Below are 24,984 nucleotides of genomic sequence, written 5' to 3'. Positions count from 1 at the left end.
ACCGTAAGACCCCGCTACTCCCGCGAGGTTCGCCATGCTGAAGAATTACAAGGTCCTGAAGGGTACAGCGAGCGCGCTCGCCCTTGATGACGACAACGATCCCCATATCGAGATCCGCATCGAGGCGAACGGCGTCAGCTACCGCATCGCGCTCAACGTCCGCTCGAAGGAATCGCCGCACGACCTGCTTTACGCCAATATCGTCGATTTCAAGCACCCGGCGCTGACGGAAGCGCTCGAAGAGCTGCCGATGGGCCTGACCGACATCCGCAAGGATCGTCCGGAGCTCGCGATCGATTATGTCCGCGGCGGGCTGATCGAGCGCGAGGATATGAATGTCGCGCCCTTCCAGCTATCTGGCCCGAAGAACGACCTGCGTGATTTCATCGAGCCGATCGTCCAGGAAGGCATTGCCGATTCCGATGTGCATTTCTACGCCTTCGGCGAAGCCTGGGGGCCTGAAAATAACAAGCCCGACCAATATTTCGAATTCGAGCCGGGCAACGGTATTCACGACATCCACATGAACCAGGGTGACGGCGGCAGCTTCAAGGCCACCAATGGGCCGAACCAGGACGGCGCACTGCTCGTCCATTTCAACGATACCGACGAATGGGCGGCGATCTTCCTCTGCTTCCAGTCGCAGAACTGGAACACCGATGCGGCGACCGGCCATCCCGTCTCCGAAAACCGCGGCGGCCAGGGCCGCGGCGAAGGCACGCGCCGGCCGCAGCCGATCGTCGCCTCGTCGCTGCGCATCATCGCCGCGCTGATCAACCCGGTAAACGGCGCAGGCGGCACGGAAGCCGAAACGGTGACGATCATCAACCGCTCCGACATGGCCGCATCGCTCGACGGCTGGAAGCTGGAGGACGAGAATGGTCGCACTCAGACGCTGTCGGGAACGCTTGCCGCGGGCGAGATTCGCACGATCGCGCTCGACGCCGCGGCCGGCGGCCCGCAGCTCGCCAACCGCGGCGGCGACATCATCCTGCGCAATGCCGACGGAGCCGTTGCCGACCGCGTCGGCTACGGCAAGAGCGAAACGGCCAACGAAGGCTGGACGACGATCTTCTGATTGGTGTTCTTTCTGGCTGCCTGAGAAGCGTTCGTGATGGAGGGAAAGATAAATCGCCTACCCTTCCCTCTGGAGGAGAGGGCGTGCCGTGTAGCCCCCTCATCTGCCTGCCGGCATCTTCTCCCCGCTGGGGAGAAGGGGAATCGTGGCAACGTCTCACTTCCTAAAACGTCTGCGGTGGAAAGAGAAGCAAGCGGCTTGCTCCCCTCTTCTCCCCAGCGGGGAGAAGGTGGCCCGAAGGGGGTCGGATGAAGGGGCCACACGGTACGTCCGTTGTCGTAGCCGCCGCAGCAATCACCCACCAATCTCGGCCGCGATCAGCTTGCCCAACCGGCCGATACCGTCCTCGATCATCTGCTCGTTGGCGCAGGAGAAGCTGACGCGGAAAGTGTTGGCGCCGGAACCGTCGGCGAAGAAGGCTTTGCCGGGCACGAAGGCGACCTTGGCGGTTTCCAGCGACTTCGCCAAAAGCTTGGCGCCGTCCATACCTTCCGGCAGCGTGATCCAGATGAACATGCCGCCTTCCGGCTTCGTCCAGCTGGTGCCTTCAGGCATATATTTTTCGAGCGCTGCCAGCATGCAGTCGCGGCGCTTGACGTAAGCAGCCTTGATCTTGGCGACCTGCGCGTCGAAGCCCCGCTCGGCGACATCTGATATCGCCATCTGGTTGATCGTCGAGGAATGCAGGTCGGCGGCCTGCTTCATCAGCACCAGCTTGCGGATGACGGGGGCATTGGCGACGATGAAGCCGACACGAAGGCCGGGCGCCAGCGTCTTGGAAAAGCTGCCGCAATAGATCGTGCGCGTATCGTTGATATGGCCCTTTTCGGCGATGTCCAGCGCCAGGATCGGCGAGATCGGATCGCCGTCGTAACGCAGCGACTGATAGGCCGCGTCTTCGATGACGGCGATGTCGAGGTCTTCGGCCAGTGCCAAAACCTTCCTGCGGCCCTCAAGATCGACCGTTTCGCCGGTCGGATTGGAGAAGTCGGCGGAGAGATATGCGAATTTCACCTTGCCGCCGGCTGCCGCTGCGGCCGCACGGTAGGACTCCGGCGTCCGGTTGCCGTTCGGCGTCAGCTGGTCGTAGGCCGGTTCATAGGCGTTGAAGGCCTGCAGCGCACCGAGATAGGTCGGCCATGTCACAAGCGCGGTATCGTTCGGCGACAGGAACAGCTTGCCGAGATAATCGAGCCCCTGCTGCGAGCCGGAGACGATGAAGACATTGTCGAGTTCGCAGGGGATGCCGAGATCGGTCATCTGCCGGACCAGCCATTCGCGCAGCGGCTTGTAGCCTTCGCTGACCGAATATTGCAACGCCGAATTGACGGCAGCGCCGTCGAAGATATCGGCATAGGCCTGCTTGAACTCCCGATCGGGAAACAGCGCCGGATCCGGAATGCCGCCGGCAAAGGAGATGATATCGGGCCGGTCGAGAAGCTTCAGGAGCTCGCGGATCTCTGATGCGCGCATGCGCGACGAGCGCGATGCAAACATGGTATCCCAGTTCAGCATGGGGATTCCTCGTGTTTTCTATTCCCGACAAAAGACCATGCCAGGAAATTTATGTCAACAATACTGACCTATTTTCCTGTCATGGTGACATGTTGGATTCTTATATTCAAAAGCCTTTGGATGGTCGGGATTTCAGTTGATGCAGCCACCATCCGGCATCGAAGGCGCCCGGTTGCGAATTTGCTGCTCGACGTCAGCCACATCAAGCGATTATTCCTCTGATCAAAGTCGAAAGCGGCTGATTCAGACCCTTCCAAGACGAGGGCGGCGGCGGTAGTGTCGCCGCCACTATTCAATTTACTATCAAGGTGCCAGAAATGACCGTGACGTCCGCCTCTCCTGAAATCAAAATCGAACTCCACAAGTCTCCCGTCCCGGACGCCGATCGCATTCAGGCACTCGAAACGCCCGGCTTCGGCAAGCTCTTCACGGATCATATGGTCCTGGCACGATGGACTGCCGACAAGGGCTGGCACGACGCGAAGGTTACGCCGAGGCGCCCCCTGGAGCTCGATCCTGCGAGCGCCGTGCTGCACTACGCTCAGGAAATCTTCGAAGGCATGAAAGCCTACAAGGCGGATGATGGCCGGATTCTGCTCTTTCGGCCTGAAGAGAACGCACGCCGCTTCGCGCAGTCGGCGACCCGCATGGCGATGCCTCCCGTGCCGGAAGAACTCTTCCTGAAGGCGGTCGAAGAACTGGTCCGTGTCGACAAGGCCTGGATACCCTCCGGCGACGCCAGCCTCTACCTTCGCCCCTTCATGTTCGCCAACGAAGCATTCCTCGGCGTTCGTCCGGCTCAGGAATATGTCTTCTGCATCATCGCCTCTCCGGTCGGCGCCTACTTCAAGGGCGGCGCAAAGGCGGTTTCCCTATGGGTCGAGACCGAATACACCCGTGCAGCTGCCGGCGGCACGGGTGCCGCAAAATGCGGCGGAAACTACGCAGCCAGCCTCGTGGCGCAAGCCGAGGCGACCAAAAAGGGTTGCGATCAGGTGGTCTTCCTTGATGCCGCAGAGCATCGCTGGGTCGAAGAACTCGGCGGCATGAACGTCTTCTTCGTGATGAACGATGGATCGGTGGTGACCCCGCCCCTTGGCGGCACGATCCTGCCGGGCATCACCCGGGCTTCCGTGATCGTGCTCGCCGAAGAAAGGGGCTTGCGCGTCGAGCAGCGCCCCTACTCGTTCGCGGAATGGCAAGACGACGCTGCCAGCGGCAGGCTCGTCGAAGCGTTCGCCTGCGGTACTGCCGCCGTCCTGGCAGGCATCGGCCTGGTTCGACATGCCGGCGGCGAGTTTCTGGTCGGAGACGGACAGACGGGCAAGTTGACCAGCGAGCTGCGCCAGCAGCTCGTCGGTCTGCAGAAGGGCGTAACGAACGATGAGCACGGCTGGACGCGCCTCATCCCGAGCTGAACTTCGGACGTTCCACGCGACCGGCGGCGTCAACACCGACAGGTGGGGCCGCTCTCCGTCGCCCGCAAAGCCATCGGGCTAGGAGATATAATCCGTCCTCGCCGGAGCGATCAATGTATTGCACCGGCGATCGTGCAGCTCGAGCTTACCGCCATGATGCGGATATTCTGACCTGCGACGCCGATTTCAAGGATTTCGAACGGGGCGTCTATGTCGATAAAAAAGACTGACCTTGATGTGACCCAAGTGTTCGACGGCGGCGAACAACGCTTCTATCATAAAGTGGGAAATGGTAATCTGGCATCGGGGACGCCGAGACCGGCATGGACGGACGGCACTGAATTCAATGGCGAAAATGACGATCTCCCTTCCGGATAACCTGGCGGACTACGTCGCACGCCGTGTTGCAAGCGGCAGATACAGCAGTGCCGGCGCCTATCTGGCGGAACTCGTCCTGAAGGATCAGAACCACCGCAAGCTCGATGACGAAGAAGTGCGCGAGATTCTGAGGCTGGCTGAGGAAAGCGGCATCAGCGACCGGCGCATTGCCAATATTCTGATGGAAACAAAGGCGAAGCTGCGTGACCACCTATAGGCTGACCCGAACCGCAGACGCCGTTTTGTCGGGCATCGACGAATATGCCAGCCTGCATTTCGGCGAGGCGCAGGCGGATGCCTATCTTCTCGATTGGGACAGGATTTTCGTGCTTCTTTCACGCGCGCCCTCCATGGGAGACGAGTGCGACGAACTCGGCTCCGGCCTCCGCCGCCTCCTCCACATGCGCCACGTCGCCTTCTACCGCGAAATACCGGACGGCATCCTCGTCATCGACATCATCGGCGCCGACCGGCTTCCCGAAAGACATCTTCAATCCAAACGACGCTCCCCAACGGCAGACCCGCATGCCTCGTGACACCTCCGCCTTTTACGAAGAAAACGCCGAGACATACGCCAACCGGGCGCGCAGCCTGCCGAAGCAGCAGCTCGATGCCTTCCTCGCCGGCATAACACCGGGTGGCGCTATCCTCGAACTCGGCTGCGGTGGCGGCCAGGACAGCGCCTACATGCTGTCGCACAGTTTCGACGTGACACCGACGGATGGCTCCGCCGAGCTTGCCAGACAGGCGGAAGCGCTGATCGGCAGGCCGGTCAAGGTCATGCGGTTCCACGAACTCGACGCCGACAGCGCCTTCGACGGCGTCTGGGCGCATGCGAGCCTTCTCCACGTCCCGAGGCCTGAACTGCCCGACGTCTTCGCCCGCATCCGCCGGGCGCTGAAAATCAGCGGCCTCCTTCACGCAACTTTCAAGGCGGGAGAAGCGGAAGGCCATGACGGCTTCGGGCGCTACTACAACTACCCCTCACGCGAATGGCTGTCGGCGCTTTTGACCAAAGGCGGCTGGCAAAACCTCGCCATCGAGGAAAGCGACGGCGGCGGCTATGACGGCAAGCCGACCCGCTGGCTGACCGTGAGCGCGGAACGTTAAAGGCCGAAGCCCCGGCCTTTAACTGCAGCAGCTTGTTGCATATCGCCCAAAGCGCGGAATCACCTCACGAAACAATGTCAGCCTGTCCTGGCCGGTCAGTTGGCAACAGGATGGCCGCGATGGGCTTGAGCGGTCATGGGCTGCCGGGTGACGAGCAAATAGAACGCAATCATATGTGTGATCATCAGCGACGGAACGTAGACGATCACGACCACATAGGCTGCGCCTAGCTGCCCCGCCAAGACAGGCAGGCCGGACTGGGCGCCGTGATAATAGTCGATGACCAGATCACCGGTGCCCACGAGATTGAAGGCAACGACGAGCAGCCAGAACAGTGGGCGGATGCGGAACGAGATCAGCGCCAGCATGGCCAGCAGCCCAGCAGCAAGATCGCCATAGGCGGCCGTAACGGCAAAGCCGGACGGCAGATCGGGACCGGCGACGCCGGGAAGGATGAAGACGAGACCAAAAAAGCGGAAGCTATGGAGCGTTGCGATGGCCCGCTGCGCCCCGGCGCGGTCCACCGACTTGAGCCGGGGCAAGACATAGACGCCGATGCAAAGCAGCCACGCGACGTAGCCGAGCAGAAGGTGAAGCTGGAAGATGGCGGCCGGGGACATTTTGCCTCCTGTCGGGCTGCTGGTTTCCAGCGCAATATACGGCCGCTTATACCGAGCGACCATTCGGGATAATATGGACAGGGCATGAAGCAGAACTTCACAGTTAGGCAGGGCGCGCTCGACGGGGTGGAGGCATTCCTCAGCGTTGCCCAGCACCGCAGCTTTCGTCGGGCAGCGGCGGAACTCGGCGTCACTCCCTCCGCGATCAGCCAGGCCGTGCGCACGCTGGAGGCGCGGATCGGCACAGCCCTGTTCATCCGAACGACGCGTAGCGTAGGGCTGACGGAAGCCGGCGAGCGTTTCCTTTCGCGTGCAAAACCGGCCTTCGAAGAGCTGATCGCCGCAAGCGCCGTCGCGCATGAGCTTGGACAACGACCGGCCGGGCGGCTGCGCCTCTCGGTGCCGCGCGCCGTTGTCCCGGTCCTCATCGAGCCGCTGATTGCGTCCTTTTCCCAAGCTTATCCCGAGATTGAGGTGGAGATCGCCGTCAGCGAGAAGCTGGTCGACCTCGCGATCGAAGGCTTTGATGCAGGGATGAGGATGGGCCAGTTCATCGATGCCGACATGATCGCGGTTCGGCTGACGCCGCCGTTTCGGTTCATCGTTGTCGGGAGCCCGATCTATTTCTCCAACCGGGATCTGCCAGCGTGCCCGGACGACCTGCGTCACCATGCATGCCTCAGAATACGCCGTTCCAATGGTGCGCTCGCGCGGTGGTCGCTCGACGACAATGGCCGCGTCATCGAGATCGCCGTCGCGGGGCCGCTTATTACTCACGACTTCCCGACAATGCTCGGCGCAGCCCTCGAGGGGATGGGCCTGGCCCAGGTGCCCGAGCCGATCGCCGTCGAACAGATCAGAACGGGAAAGCTCATCGAGGTGCTTGCATCATTCGCGCCGAAGACGCCAGGCGTATTTCTCTATTATCCCGGCCATCGGCAAATGACACCGAAACTACGCGCCTTCATCGATCACATGAAGAACCATCCGGATGCGGCTGGCAAGACTCGCATTCGGAGCAACGGCGAGTAGGTCCTACCTAGGCACCATGTAGCGTTTTGGGAGATGACATGCCTAAAACCGAGCGCGCCGCGCGAACCCAATGCTCGTGCGGCGCGCTCGGTAAATCGCTTAGTTGACCGACTTGTCGACCAGCTTGTTCTTGCCGATCCAGGGCATCATGCCGCGCAGCTTGGCGCCGACTTCCTCGATCTGGTGGCTGTCGTTGTTGCGGCGGATGCCCTTGAAGCGGGCTGCACCCGAGCGGTATTCCTGCATCCATTCGGAGGTGAACTTGCCGGTCTGGATGTCCTTGAGGACGCGCTTCATCTCGGCCTTGGTTTCTTCGGTGATGATGCGCGGACCGGTGACGTATTCGCCCCACTCGGCCGTGTTGGAGATCGAGTAGTTCATGTTGGCGATACCGCCTTCATAGATCAGGTCGACGATCAGCTTCACTTCGTGCAGGCACTCGAAATAGGCCATTTCGGGGGCGTAGCCTGCTTCGGTGAGCGTTTCGAAACCGGCGCGGATGAGCTCGACGAGACCGCCGCAGAGAACGACCTGTTCGCCGAAGAGGTCGGTTTCGCACTCTTCGCGGAAGTTGGTTTCGATGATGCCGGAACGGCCGCCGCCGACGCCGCAGGCGTAGGAGAGAGCGAGTTCAAGCGCGTTGCCGGAAGCGTTCTGGTGAACGGCAACGAGGCAGGGAACGCCGCCGCCCTTCTGGTATTCGCCGCGAACCGTGTGGCCCGGGCCCTTAGGCGCAATCATGACGACGTCGACCGAAGCCTTCGGCTCGATCAGGCCGAAGTGAACGTTGAGGCCGTGAGCGAAGGCGATGGCTGCGCCGTCACGGATGTTCGGCGCGATGTCGGCCTTGTAGATGTCGGCCTGCAGCTCGTCCGGCGTCGCCATCATCATCAGGTCGGCCCAGCCGGCAGCTTCGGCAACCGTCATGACCTTGAAGCCATCAGCTTCGGCCTTCTTGACTGTCGGCGAACCCGCCTTGAGGGCGATGACGAGGTTCTGGGCGCCGCTGTCCTTGAGGTTCAGTGCATGGGCGCGGCCCTGCGAGCCGTAGCCGATGACGGCGACCTTCTTGGCCTTGATGAGGTTGAGATCGGCATCACGATCGTAATAGACGCGCATTTGAAGTTCCTTCCCTTGTGCTTGTCCTGTTGATTGTCATTACAGCGAAATCAGCCGAGAGCCGGCATCTCCGCCAGTACCTTTTCCGTGCCGTAGAGCCGGAGGAAGGCGGTCACCGCCTTCTCCGCCTGGCGCGCGGTATCCTTGAGGCCGGGCTCCCCGAGCAGCATGCGCACATGCAGGTCGGAGACCACAAGGCCGTATAGCGTATGATAGGCCTCGTCGGCATCGGCAAAGCGCAGCAGCCCCGCCCTCTTGCCGGCATCGATCAGCGCCATTGCGCGCCGGTCGATCTGGCGGCGGCCGCGCTCCAGCAGCAGCTTGCCGAGCTTCGAACCGTCGCGATGGGACTGGCCGATCGCCAGCCGGTTCAGCGCCAGCGAGACATCGCCGGCCAGCACCTCGAGCAGGTCGCGCGCGAAGATGACCACATGGTCGTGCAGGCTCGCCGCCGTCAGCCGCTCGCCGTTGCGCTCGAAGGTGCGCACCTTGCTCGCCTGATAGGCGATCATCGCCGACAGCAGGCCGTCACGGTCGCCGAACCACTTGTAGAGGCTTTCCTTCGAGCAATTGGCGGCGCGCGCCACCCCCGAGGTCGTCAGCGCCTTCTCGCCGCCATCGACGAGCAGCCGCAGCGCCTGTTCCAGAACGGCGTTCTGGCGCGGCGAAAATTCGCTCGGCTCTGCGGTATCGACGGACACGGTCACGGCTCCCATATACGTACCGTACGGTACGGTTCGTGAGGTTTATGCGACAAACCGTTCGAGCCGTCAAGCAGGCCCGGCAGATTTTTATACGGGAAAGACCGGCGCGGCACCAGAATTGGATAGGCGGGCACCCATCGGGATTGCATAATGCTGCGGAACGTCATTTGCCGGAGCCTCCATGTCGCGCCTTTCTGCTGCCCTTCTCCTGGCCGGGGCGATGCTCCTGGCCACGACGCCCTTCGCCGGTCGCGCCGCCGCGCAGGCGGACAACGAGGTCTACGACCGCATCGAGGAACTGCACGGCGATGCCGCGGGCTTCGACCGGCCGCTGCGCCAGCTCGTTGTGGCGATGCGTTCAGGCGACGCCGAGACCATCGCCGGCCTTGCCGAATATCCGCTAAGCGTGAAGGCGAATGGCGAGACCTATGATGTCGAGAACGCCGAGGATTTCGTCGAGAATTTCGACGACCTGGTGACGCCGGAGACCCGCCGCGCCGTCGGCCGCCAGCAATATCAGGATCTCTTCGTCAGCAGCGAGGGCGTCATGCTCGCCAACGGCGCGGTCTGGATGGGCGCGGTCTGCGACGACAACGCATGTGACGAGAGCCATTGGGCGATCATCGCCATCAACAATTAGCCCCGAGACGTTTGTCGTGCAGCAATGTCAGCCATCGCCGCGAAGCTTGCGCGCCAGCGTCTGAAGCTCCTTGAAGGCTTCGTAACGCTTGCGTTGGAGATCTGAAATCTCACCCTCGGACGGCTGAAAACGCGTTTCCACCCTGGTGAGTTCGCTCATCGCCGCGCGCACATCGGCAAATTGGCGGCCGGCGACGGCCCCGAGGATGGCCGCCCCGAGCAGCACCGGCTCCTCGGCCTTCGTGGCCACCACCGGCTTGCCGCTCGCATCGGCGAGCACCTGACGGACGAAATCGTGCTGGCCGGCGCCACCGCTGATGACGATGTTTTCGACGCTGACGCCCGCCTCGGCCTGCGTTTCGATGATCTGCCGGAGGCCGTAGCCGATGCCGCAAAGCCCGGCGATGTAGAGCGAAACCAGGCTGTCGACATCCCGCTCCATGCCGAGACCGGCGATAACAGCCCGGGCATGCGGATCGGCAAAGGGTGCGCGGTTGCCGAGGAACTCGGGAACGACATGCAGCCCGGCCGCCAGCTTGACTGCATCGGAAGAGTGGCCTGCCTTGCCGGCGGCCATGTCGGCAAGCAGGACCGGCAGCGCGACGCCCGCGCTCGTCGCAAGCTCCCTCGCCTCGCCGGCCGCCGGATGGAAGGAAAGGAGCTGATCGATCGCCGCGCCGGCGGCACTCTGGCCACCCTCGTTCAGCCAGAGCCCCGGCACCATCGCCGAATAGTAAGGTCCCCAGACACCGGAAACGAAAGACGGTTCCGCGGTCGAGGTCATCGTGCAGGAGGACGTCCCGAAAACATAGGCAAGATTGGCCTGCGGATCGGCGCCGACGGTTCCGACGCCGCCGGCATGGGCATCAATCAGCCCGGCCGCTACGGCTGTGCCCGGCACCAGGCCGAGCTCTTCGGCCGCTGCGGCGGTCAGTCCCTCACCGAGCGTCGAACCTGGCTCGACAATGGACGTGCCGATGCGGGCAAAACCTTCGTCCGCCAGCACGCCGAGGCCGATCTGATGGAAATAGCTGCTGTCCCAGCGCTTTTCATGGGCGAGATAGGTCCACTTGCAGGTGACGGTGCAGGTCGAACGCGAGAGGTCGCCGGTCGCCCGCCAGGTGAGGAAATCCGCAAGGTCGAAGAATTGCCAGGCGGCATCGAACACCTGGGGGCGGTTTTCCCTGAGCCAGAGAAGCTTGGGCGTCTCCATCTCGGGCGAGATGCGGCCGCCGACATAGCGCAGCACATCATGCCCGAAGGCGTTGATGCGCTCGGCCTGCGGGACGGCGCGGTGGTCCATCCACACGATGATGTCCCGGTCCGGATCTTCCGAAGGCCCGACGGGCAGCGGCCTGCCGCCTTCGCCGAGAACGACGAGCGAGCAGGTGGCGTCGAAGCCGAGCCCGACCACCGAAGCCGGATCGACGCCGGCTGCGGCAACCGCCTCCCGCACGGCCGCGCAAACGGCGCGCCAGATCTCGCTGCTCGATTGCTCGACGATGGAACCGGCTTCATGAAACAGGCTGATATTCCGCTTGGCGGAGGCAAGCATGCTGCCGGCCATATCGAACAGGCCCGCCCGGGCGCTGCCGGTGCCGACATCGACGCCGATGACATATTTGGCATCCGCTTCCGGGGTATGAGATGTGTCGCTCATGGTCTCTCGTTTCAGATCGCCAGGGATCGGGTTGATGGGCAGCTGCGGCCGGGGACGCTGACATTACGCGGTCGCGGCGACATGGCAAGGCGAGCACGCGCTGGCGAGCTCGCCGTCACAGCCTTCCTCCGACATTTTCCAGAATGGCGGTGAGTTCCCCTGCCCCTGTCGCGACGGCGGCGGCTCCGGCGGCATCGAGCACCGCGCGGCGGCCGGGCCTCGGATCGGCCGGATCGACGAATCCGATGGCCGTCATGCCTGCGGCGAGTGCCGCCGCCACGCCGTGAACGCTGTCGTCGATCATGACTGACTTGCCCGGACGGGCCCGGAAACGCTCGGCGCAATGCAGCAGCAGATCGGGGGCCGGCTTCGGCCGCGAGACAGCTTCGGCGCTGAAGACACTCTCGCCGAAGGCGCTCCAGAGATCGAGCTTGCCCAGGCTGTTGCGCAGCCGCCGCATCGTGCTGTTCGATGCGACGCATTTCGGACGGTCGAGCCTGTTGACGACCTCGGCAATGCCGGCAATCGGCGTCAGCGAGCGCGCGAATTCCTCGAACAGATGATGATGCCACCGCTCGAACAGCGCGGCGACGTCGGCGATACCATATTCGCGCCGGCACATTTCGGCGATGATGCTTTCCGAATTGCCGGTGAATTTGACATGGGCCTCCGCCGCGCTGATCGCAATGCCGGCGCCCTGCAGCGTTTCGGCCAGCGTACGGCTGGCGATCGGCTCGCTGTCGATCAGCACGCCGTCGCAATCGAAGATCACGAGGTCGATGCTGTCCATGGCGCCTCGCATGCCCAGATGATCGATGCGGCTATCGAGCATGCCTCACCTCCGCGCCTGCAGGGCGAGATCCGGCCGGTCCGTGGTGATCTGCCGGATCGGTTTGGCGAGCCAGTATTCGAGATCGCTCATTTCGTTCGGAACCCAGGCGCCGAGCCGGTCGAGCGGCACGAGCTTGGTGATCTCGTCCCACTTCGCCTGAAGCAGCGACTTCTCGACGGCGATGATATCCGAGTATTGCTTCATCAGGCTGAGGCCGCTCGCAAGGCCGAGACGCTCGGCCGACTTGGCGTCGAAGGACGACAGGGTGCGAATTCCGGGCGTGGCTTTGCGGATATCGGCAAGCACCTCGGGATGAAAACTCGTCAGGATCGAGCGCTCCGTCAGACCAAGCCGCTCGACGGCGGCAAATGCCTTGGCGGCCAGCCCCTCGTAAGGCGTGCCATCCGCATGCGTCTTCAGCTCGATATGAAGCTCGAGCGGCGTGGCCTTGAAGACAGCTAACACCTCTTCCAAGGTCGGGATCACCTCCCTGTCGCTACCCTTGAGGCTGACTTCGCGATGTTTTCCGGGGCCAAGGTCGGCGACGAGGCCGCGCGCATCGGTCGTGCGTTCGAGCGTCGGGTCGTGAATGACGAGCATTTCGCCCGAGCGCGTCAGGTGGATGTCGAACTCCACGCCATCGACCGGCATTTGCGCGAGTTTGCGGAAGCCCGAAAGACTGTTTTCGGGCCAGAGATTGCGGCCACCGCGGTGGCCGATGATATGCACCATCGTCTGAATATCCTTGAGATTCGGCGTGTTACTTTCCTGAATCCACCAGCCCCTTGGTGAACCAGCGTTGCATGAAGAGAATGACGGCCGCAGGCGGCAGCATGACGAGCAGGGCGGCACTCATCGCAATGTTCCAGGCGGGTGCGGAGTCGGAGACCGGAACGAGCTGCTTCAGCCCGAGCACCGCCGTTCCCATCTCCTTGTCGGTGGTGAAGAGCAGCGGCCACAAATACTGGTTCCAGCCATAGAGAAACAGGATGATCGAGAGCGCCGCGATATTGGCGCTCGACAGCGGCAGCAGGATATCCTTGAAGAACTTCAAGGGGCCGGCGCCGTCGAGCTTGGCCGCCTCGCAAAGCTCGTCGGGAACGGTCAGGAAGAACTGCCGGAACAGGAAGGTTGCCGAGGCGGAGGCGATCAGCGGCAGGATCAGGCCGGCATAGCTGTTGACCATGTTCCATTTCAACGAGGCTTCGATGCTGTATCCCGTCATCCCTTCGACGACGCCGGAAAGACCGATGATGCCAGCCAGCCAGCGGACCGGCCCGGCGGCATCGGCGACCGCCTCATAGGTCGGGATGATGCGGACCTCGACCGGCAGCATCAGCGACACGAAGATCAGCCAGAACGCCGTCATGCGGAACGGGAAGCGGAAATAGGTCACGCCGAACGCGGCGATCAGCGAGATCGCCAGCTTGCCGACGACGATGCCGGCGGTGACGATGATCGAATTCAGGAACAGCTGGGAGAACTCGCCCTGCTGCCAGGCGGCGGCCAGGTTTTCGAAGAAATGCGAGCCCGGCAGCACCGGAAACGGCGCCTGCTGAACCTCCTGCAAGGTCAGCGAGCCGGCGACGAAGGCGAAATAGAGCGGCAGGCAGACGAAAACCGCGCCGATCAGCAATATGGCGTGGCAGAAGATCGAAAGACCGAGATGGCGTTCGGGCATGGCTACACCTGGTAATTGACCTTGCGCTCGAGCGCGCGGAATTGAACGATGGTGAAGAGGATGGCGATCAGCATCAGAAGCACCGATTGCGCGGCCGACGAGCCGAGGTCGAGCTGCACGAAACCATCCTGATAGACCTTGTAGACCAGGCTGTTCGTCGCCCCCGCCGGACCGCCGCGAGTGACCGCGTCGATGATGCCGAAGGTTTCGAACAGGCCGTAGACGAAGTTCATCACCACGAGGAAGAAAATCGTCGGCGAGATCAGGGGAAGCGAAATGGTGAAGAAGCGCCGGACGGGCCTTGCGCCATCGAGCTTTGCCGCCTCCAGCAGCGAGGCAGGCACGGCCAGCAAGGCGGCGACGAGAAAGATGTAATCGTAGCAGACATTCTTCCAGACCGAGGCGATCGTCACCAGAAGCTGCGCATCGAAAGGCCGCCGGTTCGGGTCCCATTCGAAGCCGAACCCATGCAGAAGCTGCGCGACCGGCCCCACCGCCGGATTGAACAGGAAGGCCCAGATCACCCCCGATATGACAGGCGCAATCGCATAGGGAAGCAGGATGATGCTCTTGTAGATCCCCCTGCCCCTGATCACGAAATCGGTCGCAAAGGCAAAGAGACCGGCAAGCAGAAGCGTTGCGGCGTTCTGGGCAACGGTGAACCAGAGCGTGAACAGCGCGCTGCCGCGATATTCCGGGCTTGCGAACAGATTGTAGAAATTCGTGAGCCCGACGAAAATCTCAGTGCCGCCGAAGGGATCGACCTGAACGAAGGCGAGCGACAGCGCCTTGTAGGACGGGATGAAAAAGAAGAACAGCAGGATCAGCAGCTGCGGCGCGACCAGGCCGAAGGCAAGCCACGGCCTGTTGAAGTGGGCGGACTTCAACCCGGCCTCCGACGGCTGCGCGACCGAGCGGCCCGTCGACAGAAGATCCGGGATGCGAAGGCGCCGGGCGGCGCCTTCCATCTTTCCCAAGGTTCTACTTTGCTGCATGAAGCTGCTCGTACTGGCGAAGGATCTGGTTGCCGCGCGCTGCCGCCGCATCCAGCGCCTGCTGCGGGGTCTTCTGACCGGTCCACACGCCCTGGATCTCTTCCACCAGAAGCGCCATCGACTGGTTATGATTGCCGAAGCGGAAACCGCGCGAATTATCGCTCGGCGTGCCGCGCGTCAGCTGGAGAATGGCGATCTCGCGGGTCGGGTGATCCTTGAAATAGCCTTCGGACTTGGCCTGTTCATAGGCGGCGTTGGTGACGGGCACATAGCCGGTCTGCTTGCTCCACCAGACCTGCGTCTTCGGTGAGGCGAGGAAGTTCAGGAAGGCGGCAGCGCCGGCATATTCTTCCTTCGACTTGCCTTTCAGGACCCAGAGCGCGCCGCCGCCGATGGTGCTGTTCTTCGGCTCGATGCCTTCCTCATGCGGCAGGAAGGTCGCGCTCCAATTGAATTTCGCACCGCTTTCGACGGCAGCATGCGCCGCGGTGGAGGCCACATAGGTCGAGCAGGTGCCCGAGGTGAAGAGCTGGTCGGGCGAGAGTCCCTGCCCGGCGATCTGCAGGATGCCGGCGTCGAGCCACGTCTTCAAGCGCGTCACCTGACCGACGACGAGCGGGCTCTTGTTGAAGATGAATTCGGTGTCGAGGCCGCCGAAGCCGTTCGCCTTGGTGCCGTAAGGCTGGTCCTGGATCGCCGCATAATTCTCGATCAGGCTCCAGTAGAAGTCGTTCGCAAGCGCCATCTGGCACTTCGAAACGCCCTTCTCCTTGATGGCACGCAGCTGCTTGTCGAGCTCCTGCCAGGTCTCGCCCGGCTTGTCGAAGCCGGCTGCCTTGAAGTGATCGGCATTGTACCAGAAGATCGGCGTCGAGCTGTTGAAGGGCATCGCCGCCGGTTTGCCGTCGACCAGGTAAAAACCGGCGACCGGCGCGACGAAATCGTCCCAGTCGATCTTGTAGCCTTCCTTTTCCATCAGCTGCGGCACCGGAATGATGGCGCCGGAATTGTACATGGTGAGGAAACCGCGCTCGGCGGCCTGGATCAGCACCGGCTGCTGGTGAACGCGGTAGGCTGCCACCATCGCCGCCATGGTCTCCTCGTAATTGCCTTTGCCGATGCCGACGACCTCGTATTTGTCCTGCGAGGCGTTGAAATCCGAAATCAGCTTGCTGGTGATCTCGGCGAGGCGCCCGCCTGCCGCGTTCCACCATTCGACCTTGACGCGATCGGCCGCGCTGGCGTCACCCGCAGCTGCCAATCCGAGCGTCATCAGTGCTGCACCCGCCGCGAACGAGCGGATCGTCCGCCGCAAACGGGCGCCCATCGAAGACTTTGCCGTCATTTCGTTTTCCTCTCCATAGCCGTTGTTCGCCGACCGGCGCGTCTGCGCCGGTCAACCCCTCCCAGAGTGGCGATAAAACAAGGTTGGGGTTACTTGTTACAAATGTCAATAGCATGTTACAAATGTATGACGACGGCGAAGGAGGATGCCATGGCAGCGATCGAACTGATCGATCTGAAGAAGAATTACGGACCGGTTCCCGCGGTAAAGGGGATCAATCTCAGCGTCGCCGATGGCGAGATGATCGTGCTGGTCGGGCCCTCGGGATGCGGAAAATCGACCCTGCTGCGGATGATTGCCGGCCTCGAAGCCATCAGTTCCGGCCACCTCAGGATCGCTGGAAACGACGTCGGCCATGTCGATCCGGCCGATCGCAACATCGCCATGGTCTTCCAGAATTACGCGCTCTATCCCCACATGACCGTTCGGCAAAACCTCGAATACGGGCTCAAGAACCGCCGCGTGCCGCGCGGCGAGATCGACCGGCGGATCGCCAACGCCGCCGGCATTCTGGAGATCGGCGAGTTTCTCGAGCGGCGCCCCCGCCAGCTCTCGGGCGGCCAGCGCCAGCGCGTCGCCATGGGCCGCGCCATAGTCCGCGATCCCGCCGCCTTCCTGTTCGACGAGCCCTTGTCCAATCTCGATGCCAAGCTTCGCGTACAGATGCGCGTCGAAATCCGCAGGCTGCAGCGGCAGTTGAAGACGACGAGCCTCTATGTCACGCACGACCAGCTCGAAGCCATGACGCTGGCCGACCGGCTGGTCGTCATGAACGGCGGCAGGATCGAGCAGATCAGCACGCCGATCGAGGTCTATCGCCGCCCCGAGACCGTGTTCGTCGCCGGCTTCATCGGTTCTCCGCCGATGAACCTGATCGATCTCGATGAGCTCGGCCCCTGCGACCTCCCGCTGCCGAGAGATACGGATCTCGTCGGAATCAGGCCGGGTGCGGTCGATCTCGGCGCCGGGTCGGCGCACGATCTTCGGTTCGACGCTCATGTCGAATTGATCGAGACCGTCGGCGACGAGAACAACGTGCATCTGCGCATCGACGGCAGCGATAGGCGCATCGTCGCAAGCGTCCCCACCGATCGGCACCTGCAGGAAGGCGAGCGCATGTCCTGTCATGTGCGAAGGGATGATCTGCATCCCTTCAACAGGACGACGGGGCGGCGAACCGATTGACCGGCTGACGGCGGTCCCCTGCGATTGACAAGCGCCGGGGATTTGAGATCCATGGCGTCGAAGCGGAGGCGCAGTTTATCGCATGTCACAGAACAGAAGTGCTTCTCTCGCGCCCGTAGCGCTGCCCGACGAACAGATGCAGGTGCGCGTGGTCTGGCTCTACTACATGGAGGGACGCACGCAGGGCGAGATTGCCGAAGCGCTGTCGACCAACCGGCTTCGCGTCAACAAGATCATCGCCGAGGCGCGCCGCTCCGGCCTCGTGACGATCACGCTCAATTCCCGGCTGACCTCCTGCGTCGCCCTGGAGCAGCAGATGGCGGCGGAATTCAACCTCAATCGCGCGATCATCGTACCCACGCCCGAGGATGCGGAACTGATCCCCGTCCTGCTCGGCCAGGCGGCCGCCGATTATCTCGTGCAATTGCTGAACGGCGGCAACATCCGCGGCGTCGGCGTCGGCTGGGGGGCGACGCTGCGCGAAATGGTGCGCCACATGCCGTCGCTGAGACGGCCCGATCTCTGCGTCAACTCGGTCATGGGCGGGCTGACGCACGGCATCGAAATCAACACGTTCGACATTGCGAGCGATCTCGCCCGCCAGCTCAACGCCGAATGCGCCTATCTCGCAGCGCCGATCTATGCCGGCAGCCCGGAGTCGCGCACCGCGATCATCAAGCAGGACGTCTTCGAAACAGCCTTTCGCCAGATCGAGGCTAATGACGTCATCGTGCTCAGCATCGGCGACATGACCGAACGCTCGCTGCTGATGCGCTACGGCCTGCCGAGCAGCATCAATATCGAGGAACTGATCGCAGCAAGCGCCTGCGGAGATGTTCTCGGCCAGTTCGTCGACAAGACAGGGCGGCCGATCGACCATGCGATCAACAGATGCGCGATCGCACCCGAACTCGAAGCTCTTCGCGCCATTCCAAACGTCGTTTTCGCCTCAGGTGGCCTGAACAAGGCGCAGGCTATTGCCGCCGTGCTGCTGTCCGGTCTGGGCAATGTGCTGATCTGCGACGAAGACACGGCCCGGCGAGCGCGACAGCTTGCATTCGATCTCAAGGCAGGCAGCGGTTCATAGAGCCAAACATGCGCGGCATCGCCAATTATGACGCCCTGGCGCAACCGGCAGGGATCGAGAGAGGCGCCGCCGGCATCGCCTTGTCGATCGCATAGAGCTTCGCGAAGCCGGCATCTTCGATGAGCGTCAGTCCGCCCGGCATCAAAGCGCCGACATAGCGGTCGGGAATATCGGCATTGGCGACGAGGATGAAATCGAAACGCCTGCGCCAGTCTGACAGATAGGGCGTAAAACCCTTATATTCCTGCATCATTGCGGGGCATGAAAGCACACCGATCGACACCAGATTCCCCTCGGGAACCGCGATATCAGACCATGGCGGCAGAACGGATAAAGGCTGCTTTCCTTTGGCGGTGAAGATTGTCGGCACGAAAGCATGCGAGAAGGGCACGACGAGCGTTGGCAGATGTCGGAACGTATCCAATCCCCAGGCAAAGTGCCGGTTGGAGTGCGCAAGGCTGCTGGCGGTCTCCGGTTCATGCCACAGCGGCAGCACGGCCGCACCGGCGGGCACCTTTTTGAGCACGGTCTCGACCGCGGCGGCATCTTTATGCGCCAGCCACCAATTCCACCCGATCCAGCCAGTACGGCCGAAGACCGCGAGATTGATCGTCAGCGCCAGCGACAGCGCCTGCCGGCGCGTCAGATTGGCAAATGGGCACACCATCGCCATGCCGACAAGCGCCGTCATGATCGGAAAGCGCCAGCTGATCCAGCCGGTGCCGAGCATGTGGCGCGGCGAAATACAGGAGAAAATCAGCAAACCGCAAGCGGTAACGGCAAGCCCGGCATGAATGCGGATGTCGCCGGCGCGTACTGCACGCGTGCAGATCAGGATCAGCGGCAGAACCAACACCACATCCACGACCGGGACATAGGTGGTGATGGCGGAGAGCACATTGATGGCGATCAGGATGATGCCATCGTTCCAGACCAGCCCGAGGCCATCGCCGCCGGCATTCGGCAAGGCGGTGGTGCGCAGATAGAGCGCGAGCGGCGGCAGGGCGCAGGCGCCGATCGCCAGCGCCAAACGGCCGGCGAGCCGCATCAGCCCCGCCTTCGACCGCAAGATATCGAAACGCCAGGAAAATTCGAGGCCGCAGACAACAGCCATATAGAAGCCGAGCGAGAAGATGTGCATCACCGTCAGCATCAGCGCGGCGGCAAGCCGCCAGGCAAAAAGCAATGCCGGATTTCCGCGCTGCAGCCGCAGGTCGGCGCAAGCGAAGAACAGGGCCATGCCGAGGCCGATCTGGAAGTTGATAAAGCCGCCGATCATCGTCGCGCACCAGCCGAGCGACAGCATGGCGATCTGCCAATAGTGCCGGCCGCCGAACAGCACCCGGTGCAGCGTTATCGCGCCGAGCGGCGGCAGCACGATCGCCAGGAAAAGCAAGGCCCGCGCCAGCCTGTCGGCGCCGACGAGCGGCCCTATCCAGGTCGCCAGAAGATCGATCCCGACATTGGTGAAAGTGCGGTTCCAATCGATCGCGTAGATCTCGGGAAACGGCTGCTCGCCGATGCCGCCGGATAGAAGCCAGATACGGGCGTAGTGATTGGCGTAATCGAGAACCGGCGGAAAGCGAAACAAGAGCACCAGGGCCGCGGCAAGCGCCACGAAAGCAATGATCGCAACCGTGGAATCCTGCCGGGCGGTCAGACCCTCAGGCTCTGCTGCCGTATGAACAGGCGCAGCAATCCGGTCCATCATCCAGCCCGGCTGTTCTTCTTCGGGCGCGGTTCGCCCGAGGCAAAGGCCGCATCCAGTGCAGCACGCTTGTCACCGGCGTCCATTTCCGAAAAGGCTGTCGGCAGCTCGGCCTGTTCGCCGCCGCGCAGGATCGTCTCGATCATGAACATCGGCCGCCTCTTGCTCTCCTGCACCAGACGGCCGAGATATTCGCCGATGATGCCGATGCAGATCAGCTGGATGGCGCTGAAGACGCTGACGGCGGCCATGATCGACGACCAGCCGGTGACCGTCTCGCCCTGCAGCCAACGAACGAAGGTATAGATGAGCAGCGCCACCGCGACACCGGCGCTGATCATGCCGAGCCATGTCGCGATGCGCAGCGGCGTCGTTGAAAAGCTGGTGATCGCATCGAGCGCGAAATTGATCATCTTGCGCAACGGATATTTCGTCGTGCCGGCAAAGCGGGGGTCGCGCTCATAAGGAAGAGCCACCTGCCGGCCGCCGATCCAGCTGACCATGCCGCGGATAAAGCGGTCGCGCTCCGGCATCGCCAGCAGAATATCGACGACGCGCCGGCGCATCAGCCGGAAATCTCCGGTATCGCGCGGGATGGTCACGGAAGCGAGCCTGGAGAGCGTGCGATAGAACAGCGAAGCGGTGGCGAGTTTGAACCAGCTTTCGCCCTCGCGGCGCGTGCGCTGGCCGTAAACGACATCGGCGCCGCGCTCCATGATCGGCATCATCATCAACAACAGCTCGGGCGGGTCCTGCAGGTCGGCGTCGATCAAAAGTACGCGCTCGCCCCGCGACGCGGAAAGGCCGGCCGTCGAGGCCAGTTGGTGGCCGTGATTGCGCAGGAGACGAACCCCGAGCACCTGCGGCAGCTTCGCCGCGAGATCAGAGATGATCTCCCAGGTGCCGTCGGACGAGCCGTCATCGACGAGAATGAGCTCAAAGCCGTCGCCGGCAACGCTCTGCGCCGCAGCGGCAGCGCGGCGGCAGAACTCGCGCAGCCCCTCCTCCTCGTTGTGACAAGGCGCGACGATGGAAAGAGACGGTGCTTGCGTCATGCGGACGGCGGTGCCTGCTTGATTGATCGCGCCAGCCTAGCCCGGAAACGTCAAACATCCTTTAATGACCGGATGGCGGCCGCCGAAGGTCCTTGAATACTATTCCGCCGCCATGATCTCGCGCCCGCCATCGACATCGCGGGCGGGCGAGGCTCCATAAAGGCGGCTGTATTCGCGGCTGAACTGCGACGGGCTCTGATAGCCGACGCGGTGGCCGGCGGTGCCGGCGTCGAGCCGCTCGACGAACATCAGCCGGCGTGCTTCATGCAGGCGAAGCTGCTTTTGATACTGCACCGGCGTCATCGCCGTGACCGATTTGAAGTGGTGATGGAAGGACGAGACGCTCATGTTGACGCGCTCGGCGAGGTCTTCGATGCGCAGCGGCCGGGCGAAATTCTCCTTCAGCCACGCAACGGCGCGAGCGATCCTGTTGCTGTGGCTGTCTGACGTGGCGATGTTGATCAGCCGGGCGCCATGCGGCCCGGTCAGCACCCGGTAGAGGATTTCCTGCTCGATCAGTGGCGCCATGGCGGGAATGTCGCCTGGACGATCGAGCAAGCGCAGCAGGCGGATGGCGGCATCCATCAGTTCCGGCGGCGCCACGTTCACCACCATGCCGCGCTGCCCGTCGGTATGGGCGGCCGGACGCGGAATATCGATGCGGCTGAGCAGCTCCAAAAGCTTTTCGGAATCGATTGCCAGCCCCAGGCAGAGATGCGGAACCTCGGGGCTTGCCTCCGTGACCCGCCAGGCGACGGGCAGGTCGAGCGAGGTCAGTAGATAATCCCCCGTCCCGTAGCTGATCTGTTCCGTGCCGAGCTGAAGGCTCTTGGCTCCCTGTAGCACGAAGGCAAAACAGGGCCGGTAGCTGCTGTGCAAGGGATCGCTGGGCTTGGACCGGCGGCTGACATGAAGATTGCCGATTGAAGTGGAGAACTCACCGTCGTGAGGCGCAAAGCGCATCGCGATATCGACGATCTCCTGATAGGGGCTGAAGGGCAAAGTCATGCTGCAACTCTCTCTGTCAGCTGTCTGGCGCGGGCGATACCGCCCTTATCTAGAGTGTCTTTGCCATTTCGCAAACAGGCGGGTGCCCGACTTTTGCAGGATCGTGCAAGAAGCTGAGAGGATCGCTCTAACGCCCTCGCTAACATCCGGGCAATAGTCTGCCATCCCGCTCAACCCCTCCCAACCCCAAAAGGAAGCTTCAGATGGCTATCGCAAAAGGCTATGCCGCAACCGACGCGTCGCAACCGCTGACCCCCTTTACCTTCGAACGCCGCGAGCCGAACGACGACGACGTCGTCATCGCGGTTCAATATTGCGGCGTCTGCCATTCCGACATTCACCAGGCCCGCAACGAATGGGGCAATTCCATATTCCCGATGGTGCCGGGCCACGAGGTTGCCGGCGTCGTTTCCGCCGTCGGCTCCAAGGTCACGAAATTCAAGGTTGGCGACCGCGTCGGCGTCGGCTGCTTCGTCGATTCCTGCGTCGGCTGCGCCGCGCGCGATCTGGATTACGAACACTATCTGCCGGGCCTCGTCCCGACCTATAATGGCTATGAAGCGGACGGCACGACCCCGACCTTCGGCGGCTATTCCGACTCGATCGTCGTCAAGGAAGGTTATGTGCTGCGCTTCCCCGACAATATTCCGCTCGATTCCGGCGCCCCGCTGCTTTGCGCCGGTATCACGCTTTATTCACCGCTCGCGCATTGGAAAGCCGGTCCCGGCAAGAAGGTCGCGATCGTCGGCATGGGCGGTCTCGGCCATATGGGCGTGAAGATCGGTGCAGCCATGGGTGCCGACATCACCGTCCTCTCCCAATCGCTGTCGAAGAAGGAAGACGGCCTCAAGCTCGGCGCCAAGGACTATTATGCAACGAGCGACGCCGAGACTTTCACCAAGCTCGCCGGCAGCTTCGACCTCATCATCAACACGGTCGGCACGGCGATCGACTGGAACGCCTATCTCAACCTGTTGAAGTCCGACGGAACAATGGTTCTGGTCGGCGTTCCCGAGCATCCGGTACCGGTCCACGCCTTCTCGGTTATCGGCGGGCGCAAGAGCCTTGCGGGCTCGATGATCGGCTCGATCAAGGAAACCCAGGAAATGCTCGACTTCTGCGGCAAGCACAACATCGTCTCCGAGATCGAGAAGATCAAGATCCAGGACATCAACGAAGCCTATGAGCGCGTCGTCAAGAGCGACGTCCGCTACCGCTTCGTCATCGATATTGCCTCACTGGCGGCTTGATGAATGAGAGGCGGCTCCTTCGGGGGCCGCCTTTTTTGATAACGGCATACTCCACCGGCCCTCATGCTGAGAGCTTGTGAAGCTTTTGAATCTTGTGCGTTTCAGGCCAGTGTTGGCTGGTCTTGGCTGGCTGATGCCATCGAGCGTTAGCCGATTACGCGGTGCGTTTTGATGGTCGCGTGTTGGCGTCAGGGTGATTGCCCTGGTTTAGCCATTGGCAAGCCGATGGCCTTGCAGGATATTGTTGGTGAGTGCGTAGCAGAGCACGACGGCCTGGACCTTTTCGATGCCGCGCACCGTCAATTGTCGCAGATTCCAGTTGCGCCAGCGGGCATGGATGCATTCGCAGATCGAGCGGGGTTTGTACTGAGCCTTGCCCGTCTCGCTTCCCATGCGGGTCCGCCAGGTTGACACACCCGCACCGTCGCCGCGCCGCGGCAAGAAGGGATCGGTTCCGTGTTTGGACTGCGTGGGCGGACAAAAGACCTCGACCCCTTCGCCGTGCGCCCACTCGATATCTTCAGCGCTGCAAAAGCCGCCATCGGCGAGATAGCGGCGCGGCAGATGGCCGCTCAGCGCGCGCAACCGCTCCAGCATCGGCCGCATGAGGCCGCGATCGGAGCCGGCATTGGTCACCTCGAGCCCGACCACGAACTGCTCGCCGGCGGTGCTCGCAACCTGCACATTATAAGCCGGACGGAAGCCGCCGTCGGCCATCTTCATCACCCGCGCCTGCGCATCCGTGCTGGAGGCGCGCGGCTCCTTCGGCTTTTTGCCATTGCCGCGCTTTTCTTCGCGCGCTTGGCGATGGCGCTGAATCTCGTCAAGAGCGGCCTTGGCTGCTCTGAGCCGCTCGCCGCGCTCACGCGCCGCTCGTTGCCTGGCAGCCTCGATGCGCCGAGTGCTGGCATCCGAACGCGCATCGACCTCGCGCTTGAGCTGATCCACAACCGCCTCGGCAATGGAAAGATGCCGATCAAGCGTCGCCTTGCGGCCGAACGAGGCGGCACCCGCGCTCGCCCGGACCCGCACGCCATCCTGCGCCAAATTATCGAAAGCGACGAGGCCGGCATCGGCAAGCGCCGCCAGATGCTCGGCCAGCAGCCGGTCGAGCAGATCGGCGCAACCAACCCGAAAATCCGACAGCGTGTGATAGTTCACCGAGACGCCGCCGCACAGCCAGCGATAGACGTCGTGGCTCCCGCACAGCCGTTCCAGCGCCCGCGCACTGCCGACGCCATCGCTGCTGGCATAGAGCCACAGCGCCAGCAAAAGCCGTGGCGAAATCGGCGGATGGCCCGGCCGCTGCTCACGCGCTTTGATCCGATCTTCAAGCGCGCTCAGATCCAGTCCCTCGACATAGCTCCAAATCACGCGCACCGCGTGATCCTGGCCGATCAAGCTGTCGATATCCACGGCACGCAACTCGATCTGATCGCGCACCGGCTCGCGCATGCGCGCCGCCCCGCGCCCCGCCTGAGCACTGCGCTGCGATCCATGCACCGGCAATCCTTCGAACAGCTCGTCGCTCACCATCATCCCCCAAGCAAATCAACCACCCAACA

The 24,984-nt window shown here is 62.6% G+C and carries 24 protein-coding genes; 10 read left to right on the top strand and 14 right to left on the bottom strand.

What is annotated here, in order from left to right; genetic code table 11:
* Positions 1-34: 34 nt before the first annotated feature.
* Positions 35-1,078 (top strand): DUF2278 family protein, encoded by a 1,044-nt coding sequence (locus tag QMO80_RS20810; RefSeq protein WP_283198172.1) that lies wholly within the window; start codon positions 35-37, stop codon positions 1,076-1,078.
* Positions 1,079-1,372: 294 nt separating this feature from the next.
* On the opposite strand, the gene QMO80_RS20805 is transcribed toward QMO80_RS20810, so the two are convergent.
* The gene (locus QMO80_RS20805) at positions 1,373-2,593 is read right to left on the bottom strand and encodes a PLP-dependent aminotransferase family protein (protein ID WP_283198171.1); all 1,221 of its coding nucleotides are present in this window, start codon (positions 2,591-2,593) and stop codon (positions 1,373-1,375) included.
* Between the two features lie 317 nt (positions 2,594-2,910).
* On the opposite strand from QMO80_RS20805, the gene QMO80_RS20800 reads away from it, so the two are divergent.
* The 4 genes from QMO80_RS20800 to QMO80_RS20785 all read left to right on the top strand — a co-directional run bounded on the left by QMO80_RS20800 (position 2,911) and on the right by QMO80_RS20785 (position 5,499).
* Positions 2,911-4,011 (top strand): branched-chain amino acid aminotransferase, encoded by a 1,101-nt coding sequence (locus tag QMO80_RS20800; RefSeq protein ID WP_283198170.1) that lies wholly within the window; start codon positions 2,911-2,913, stop codon positions 4,009-4,011.
* A 346-nt stretch (positions 4,012-4,357) separates the two neighbouring features.
* The gene (locus tag QMO80_RS20795; protein WP_283198169.1) at positions 4,358-4,606 is read left to right on the top strand and encodes a transcriptional regulator; all 249 of its coding nucleotides are present in this window, start codon (positions 4,358-4,360) and stop codon (positions 4,604-4,606) included.
* On the top strand, positions 4,593-4,925 hold the full coding sequence (locus tag QMO80_RS20790; protein WP_283198168.1) for a type II toxin-antitoxin system RelE/ParE family toxin: 333 nt from the start codon (positions 4,593-4,595) through the stop codon (positions 4,923-4,925). Before QMO80_RS20795 ends, QMO80_RS20790 begins: the two co-directional genes overlap by 14 nt.
* Positions 4,915-5,499 (top strand): class I SAM-dependent methyltransferase, encoded by a 585-nt coding sequence (locus tag QMO80_RS20785; RefSeq protein WP_283198167.1) that lies wholly within the window; start codon positions 4,915-4,917, stop codon positions 5,497-5,499. The genes QMO80_RS20790 and QMO80_RS20785 overlap by 11 nt, the downstream gene beginning before the upstream one ends.
* A 95-nt stretch (positions 5,500-5,594) precedes the next feature.
* Here the strand turns inward: QMO80_RS20785 and QMO80_RS20780 are convergent, their stop codons facing one another.
* The gene (locus QMO80_RS20780; protein WP_283198166.1) at positions 5,595-6,119 is read right to left on the bottom strand and encodes a hypothetical protein; all 525 of its coding nucleotides are present in this window, start codon (positions 6,117-6,119) and stop codon (positions 5,595-5,597) included.
* An 84-nt stretch (positions 6,120-6,203) separates the two neighbouring features.
* Between QMO80_RS20780 and QMO80_RS20775 the strand changes: the two genes are divergently transcribed.
* A complete protein-coding gene (locus QMO80_RS20775) occupies positions 6,204-7,151 on the top strand; it encodes a LysR family transcriptional regulator (protein WP_283198165.1) in 948 nt (315 codons plus the stop codon).
* Between the two features lie 99 nt (positions 7,152-7,250).
* Here the strand turns inward: QMO80_RS20775 and ilvC are convergent, their stop codons facing one another.
* Together ilvC and QMO80_RS20765 are read right to left on the bottom strand one after the other, a co-directional pair.
* Entirely contained in the window at positions 7,251-8,270 is a 1,020-nt protein-coding gene (gene ilvC / locus QMO80_RS20770; RefSeq protein WP_004668557.1) for a ketol-acid reductoisomerase, read from the bottom strand.
* 50 nt (positions 8,271-8,320) lie between these two features.
* The gene (locus QMO80_RS20765) at positions 8,321-8,986 is read right to left on the bottom strand and encodes a TetR/AcrR family transcriptional regulator C-terminal domain-containing protein (protein ID WP_038689891.1); all 666 of its coding nucleotides are present in this window, start codon (positions 8,984-8,986) and stop codon (positions 8,321-8,323) included.
* Positions 8,987-9,155: 169 nt separating this feature from the next.
* Here QMO80_RS20765 and QMO80_RS20760 point away from each other — a divergent pair, with 169 nt between their 5' ends.
* On the top strand, positions 9,156-9,614 hold the full coding sequence (locus QMO80_RS20760; protein ID WP_283198164.1) for a hypothetical protein: 459 nt from the start codon (positions 9,156-9,158) through the stop codon (positions 9,612-9,614).
* A 27-nt stretch (positions 9,615-9,641) separates the two neighbouring features.
* Here QMO80_RS20760 and QMO80_RS20755 read toward each other — a convergent pair whose 3' ends face one another.
* The 6 genes from QMO80_RS20755 to QMO80_RS20730 form a co-directional block, all read right to left on the bottom strand.
* A complete protein-coding gene (locus QMO80_RS20755; protein ID WP_283198163.1) occupies positions 9,642-11,273 on the bottom strand; it encodes an FGGY-family carbohydrate kinase in 1,632 nt (543 codons plus the stop codon).
* Positions 11,274-11,388: 115 nt separating this feature from the next.
* Complete coding sequence (locus QMO80_RS20750; protein ID WP_283198162.1) at positions 11,389-12,105, bottom strand: HAD family phosphatase; 717 nt, start codon at positions 12,103-12,105, stop codon at positions 11,389-11,391.
* Positions 12,106-12,108: 3 nt separating this feature from the next.
* Positions 12,109-12,837, bottom strand: coding sequence for a glycerophosphodiester phosphodiesterase family protein (locus QMO80_RS20745; protein ID WP_283198161.1), 729 nt, complete (start codon positions 12,835-12,837; stop codon positions 12,109-12,111).
* A gap of 28 nt (positions 12,838-12,865) precedes the next feature.
* Positions 12,866-13,786 (bottom strand): ABC transporter permease subunit, encoded by a 921-nt coding sequence (locus QMO80_RS20740; RefSeq protein ID WP_283198160.1) that lies wholly within the window; start codon positions 13,784-13,786, stop codon positions 12,866-12,868.
* A 2-nt stretch (positions 13,787-13,788) separates the two neighbouring features.
* Entirely contained in the window at positions 13,789-14,754 is a 966-nt protein-coding gene (locus tag QMO80_RS20735; protein WP_275619601.1) for an ABC transporter permease subunit, read from the bottom strand.
* A 13-nt stretch (positions 14,755-14,767) separates the two neighbouring features.
* Complete coding sequence (locus QMO80_RS20730) at positions 14,768-16,126, bottom strand: extracellular solute-binding protein (protein ID WP_283198159.1); 1,359 nt, start codon at positions 16,124-16,126, stop codon at positions 14,768-14,770.
* A gap of 150 nt (positions 16,127-16,276) precedes the next feature.
* Between QMO80_RS20730 and QMO80_RS20725 the strand changes: the two genes are divergently transcribed.
* Together QMO80_RS20725 and QMO80_RS20720 are read left to right on the top strand one after the other, a co-directional pair.
* Complete coding sequence (locus QMO80_RS20725; protein ID WP_283198158.1) at positions 16,277-17,311, top strand: sn-glycerol-3-phosphate import ATP-binding protein UgpC; 1,035 nt, start codon at positions 16,277-16,279, stop codon at positions 17,309-17,311.
* Positions 17,312-17,393: 82 nt separating this feature from the next.
* Positions 17,394-18,398 carry a sugar-binding transcriptional regulator gene (locus QMO80_RS20720; protein WP_283198157.1) on the top strand — a complete coding sequence of 335 codons (1,005 nt, stop codon included), beginning with the start codon at positions 17,394-17,396 and terminating at the stop codon, positions 18,396-18,398.
* A 25-nt stretch (positions 18,399-18,423) separates the two neighbouring features.
* Here QMO80_RS20720 and QMO80_RS20715 read toward each other — a convergent pair whose 3' ends face one another.
* The 3 genes from QMO80_RS20715 to QMO80_RS20705 all read right to left on the bottom strand — a co-directional run bounded on the left by QMO80_RS20715 (position 18,424) and on the right by QMO80_RS20705 (position 22,169).
* Entirely contained in the window at positions 18,424-20,106 is a 1,683-nt protein-coding gene (locus tag QMO80_RS20715; protein ID WP_283200243.1) for a hypothetical protein, read from the bottom strand.
* The gene (locus tag QMO80_RS20710) at positions 20,106-21,161 is read right to left on the bottom strand and encodes a glycosyltransferase family 2 protein (protein ID WP_283198156.1); all 1,056 of its coding nucleotides are present in this window, start codon (positions 21,159-21,161) and stop codon (positions 20,106-20,108) included. Before QMO80_RS20710 ends, QMO80_RS20715 begins: the two co-directional genes overlap by 1 nt.
* A gap of 99 nt (positions 21,162-21,260) precedes the next feature.
* Positions 21,261-22,169, bottom strand: coding sequence for an AraC family transcriptional regulator (locus QMO80_RS20705; protein ID WP_283198155.1), 909 nt, complete (start codon positions 22,167-22,169; stop codon positions 21,261-21,263).
* A 203-nt stretch (positions 22,170-22,372) separates the two neighbouring features.
* Here QMO80_RS20705 and QMO80_RS20700 point away from each other — a divergent pair, with 203 nt between their 5' ends.
* The gene (locus QMO80_RS20700) at positions 22,373-23,419 is read left to right on the top strand and encodes an NAD(P)-dependent alcohol dehydrogenase (protein WP_283198154.1); all 1,047 of its coding nucleotides are present in this window, start codon (positions 22,373-22,375) and stop codon (positions 23,417-23,419) included.
* 207 nt (positions 23,420-23,626) lie between these two features.
* Here QMO80_RS20700 and QMO80_RS20695 read toward each other — a convergent pair whose 3' ends face one another.
* Positions 23,627-24,958, bottom strand: coding sequence for an IS1182 family transposase (locus QMO80_RS20695; RefSeq protein WP_283196684.1), 1,332 nt, complete (start codon positions 24,956-24,958; stop codon positions 23,627-23,629).
* Positions 24,959-24,984: the final 26 nt, after the last annotated feature.

It is taken from the genome of Rhizobium sp. BT03 (genome assembly GCF_030053155.1).
In the GTDB taxonomy this organism is placed as follows: Bacteria; Pseudomonadota; Alphaproteobacteria; order Rhizobiales; family Rhizobiaceae; genus Rhizobium.
Note: the sequence above shows the minus strand (reverse complement) of the source record. Positions and strands in the feature narration are given on the sequence as shown.

Excerpts from the sequence above, each read along its gene's own strand:
- ilvC (WP_004668557.1), bottom strand. The coding sequence starts at position 8,270 with ATGCGCGTCTATTACGATCGTGATGCCGATCTCAACCTCATCAAGGCC.
- QMO80_RS20805 (WP_283198171.1), bottom strand. The coding sequence starts at position 2,593 with ATGCTGAACTGGGATACCATGTTTGCATCGCGCTCGTCGCGCATGCGC.
- QMO80_RS20785 (WP_283198167.1), top strand. The coding sequence starts at position 4,915 with ATGCCTCGTGACACCTCCGCCTTTTACGAAGAAAACGCCGAGACATAC.
- QMO80_RS20810 (WP_283198172.1), top strand. The coding sequence starts at position 35 with ATGCTGAAGAATTACAAGGTCCTGAAGGGTACAGCGAGCGCGCTCGCC.
- QMO80_RS20720 (WP_283198157.1), top strand. The coding sequence starts at position 17,394 with ATGTCACAGAACAGAAGTGCTTCTCTCGCGCCCGTAGCGCTGCCCGAC.
- QMO80_RS20735 (WP_275619601.1), bottom strand. The coding sequence starts at position 14,754 with ATGGAAGGCGCCGCCCGGCGCCTTCGCATCCCGGATCTTCTGTCGACG.
- QMO80_RS20710 (WP_283198156.1), bottom strand. The coding sequence starts at position 21,161 with ATGACGCAAGCACCGTCTCTTTCCATCGTCGCGCCTTGTCACAACGAG.
- QMO80_RS20740 (WP_283198160.1), bottom strand. The coding sequence starts at position 13,786 with ATGCCCGAACGCCATCTCGGTCTTTCGATCTTCTGCCACGCCATATTG.
- QMO80_RS20745 (WP_283198161.1), bottom strand. The coding sequence starts at position 12,837 with ATGGTGCATATCATCGGCCACCGCGGTGGCCGCAATCTCTGGCCCGAA.
- QMO80_RS20795 (WP_283198169.1), top strand. The coding sequence starts at position 4,358 with ATGGCGAAAATGACGATCTCCCTTCCGGATAACCTGGCGGACTACGTC.
- QMO80_RS20765 (WP_038689891.1), bottom strand. The coding sequence starts at position 8,986 with ATGGGAGCCGTGACCGTGTCCGTCGATACCGCAGAGCCGAGCGAATTT.
- QMO80_RS20725 (WP_283198158.1), top strand. The coding sequence starts at position 16,277 with ATGGCAGCGATCGAACTGATCGATCTGAAGAAGAATTACGGACCGGTT.
- QMO80_RS20705 (WP_283198155.1), bottom strand. The coding sequence starts at position 22,169 with ATGACTTTGCCCTTCAGCCCCTATCAGGAGATCGTCGATATCGCGATG.
- QMO80_RS20750 (WP_283198162.1), bottom strand. The coding sequence starts at position 12,105 with ATGCTCGATAGCCGCATCGATCATCTGGGCATGCGAGGCGCCATGGAC.
- QMO80_RS20700 (WP_283198154.1), top strand. The coding sequence starts at position 22,373 with ATGGCTATCGCAAAAGGCTATGCCGCAACCGACGCGTCGCAACCGCTG.
- QMO80_RS20760 (WP_283198164.1), top strand. The coding sequence starts at position 9,156 with ATGTCGCGCCTTTCTGCTGCCCTTCTCCTGGCCGGGGCGATGCTCCTG.
- QMO80_RS20715 (WP_283200243.1), bottom strand. The coding sequence starts at position 20,106 with ATGGACCGGATTGCTGCGCCTGTTCATACGGCAGCAGAGCCTGAGGGT.
- QMO80_RS20775 (WP_283198165.1), top strand. The coding sequence starts at position 6,204 with ATGAAGCAGAACTTCACAGTTAGGCAGGGCGCGCTCGACGGGGTGGAG.
- QMO80_RS20695 (WP_283196684.1), bottom strand. The coding sequence starts at position 24,958 with ATGATGGTGAGCGACGAGCTGTTCGAAGGATTGCCGGTGCATGGATCG.
- QMO80_RS20730 (WP_283198159.1), bottom strand. The coding sequence starts at position 16,126 with ATGACGGCAAAGTCTTCGATGGGCGCCCGTTTGCGGCGGACGATCCGC.
- QMO80_RS20780 (WP_283198166.1), bottom strand. The coding sequence starts at position 6,119 with ATGTCCCCGGCCGCCATCTTCCAGCTTCACCTTCTGCTCGGCTACGTC.
- QMO80_RS20755 (WP_283198163.1), bottom strand. The coding sequence starts at position 11,273 with ATGAGCGACACATCTCATACCCCGGAAGCGGATGCCAAATATGTCATC.
- QMO80_RS20800 (WP_283198170.1), top strand. The coding sequence starts at position 2,911 with ATGACCGTGACGTCCGCCTCTCCTGAAATCAAAATCGAACTCCACAAG.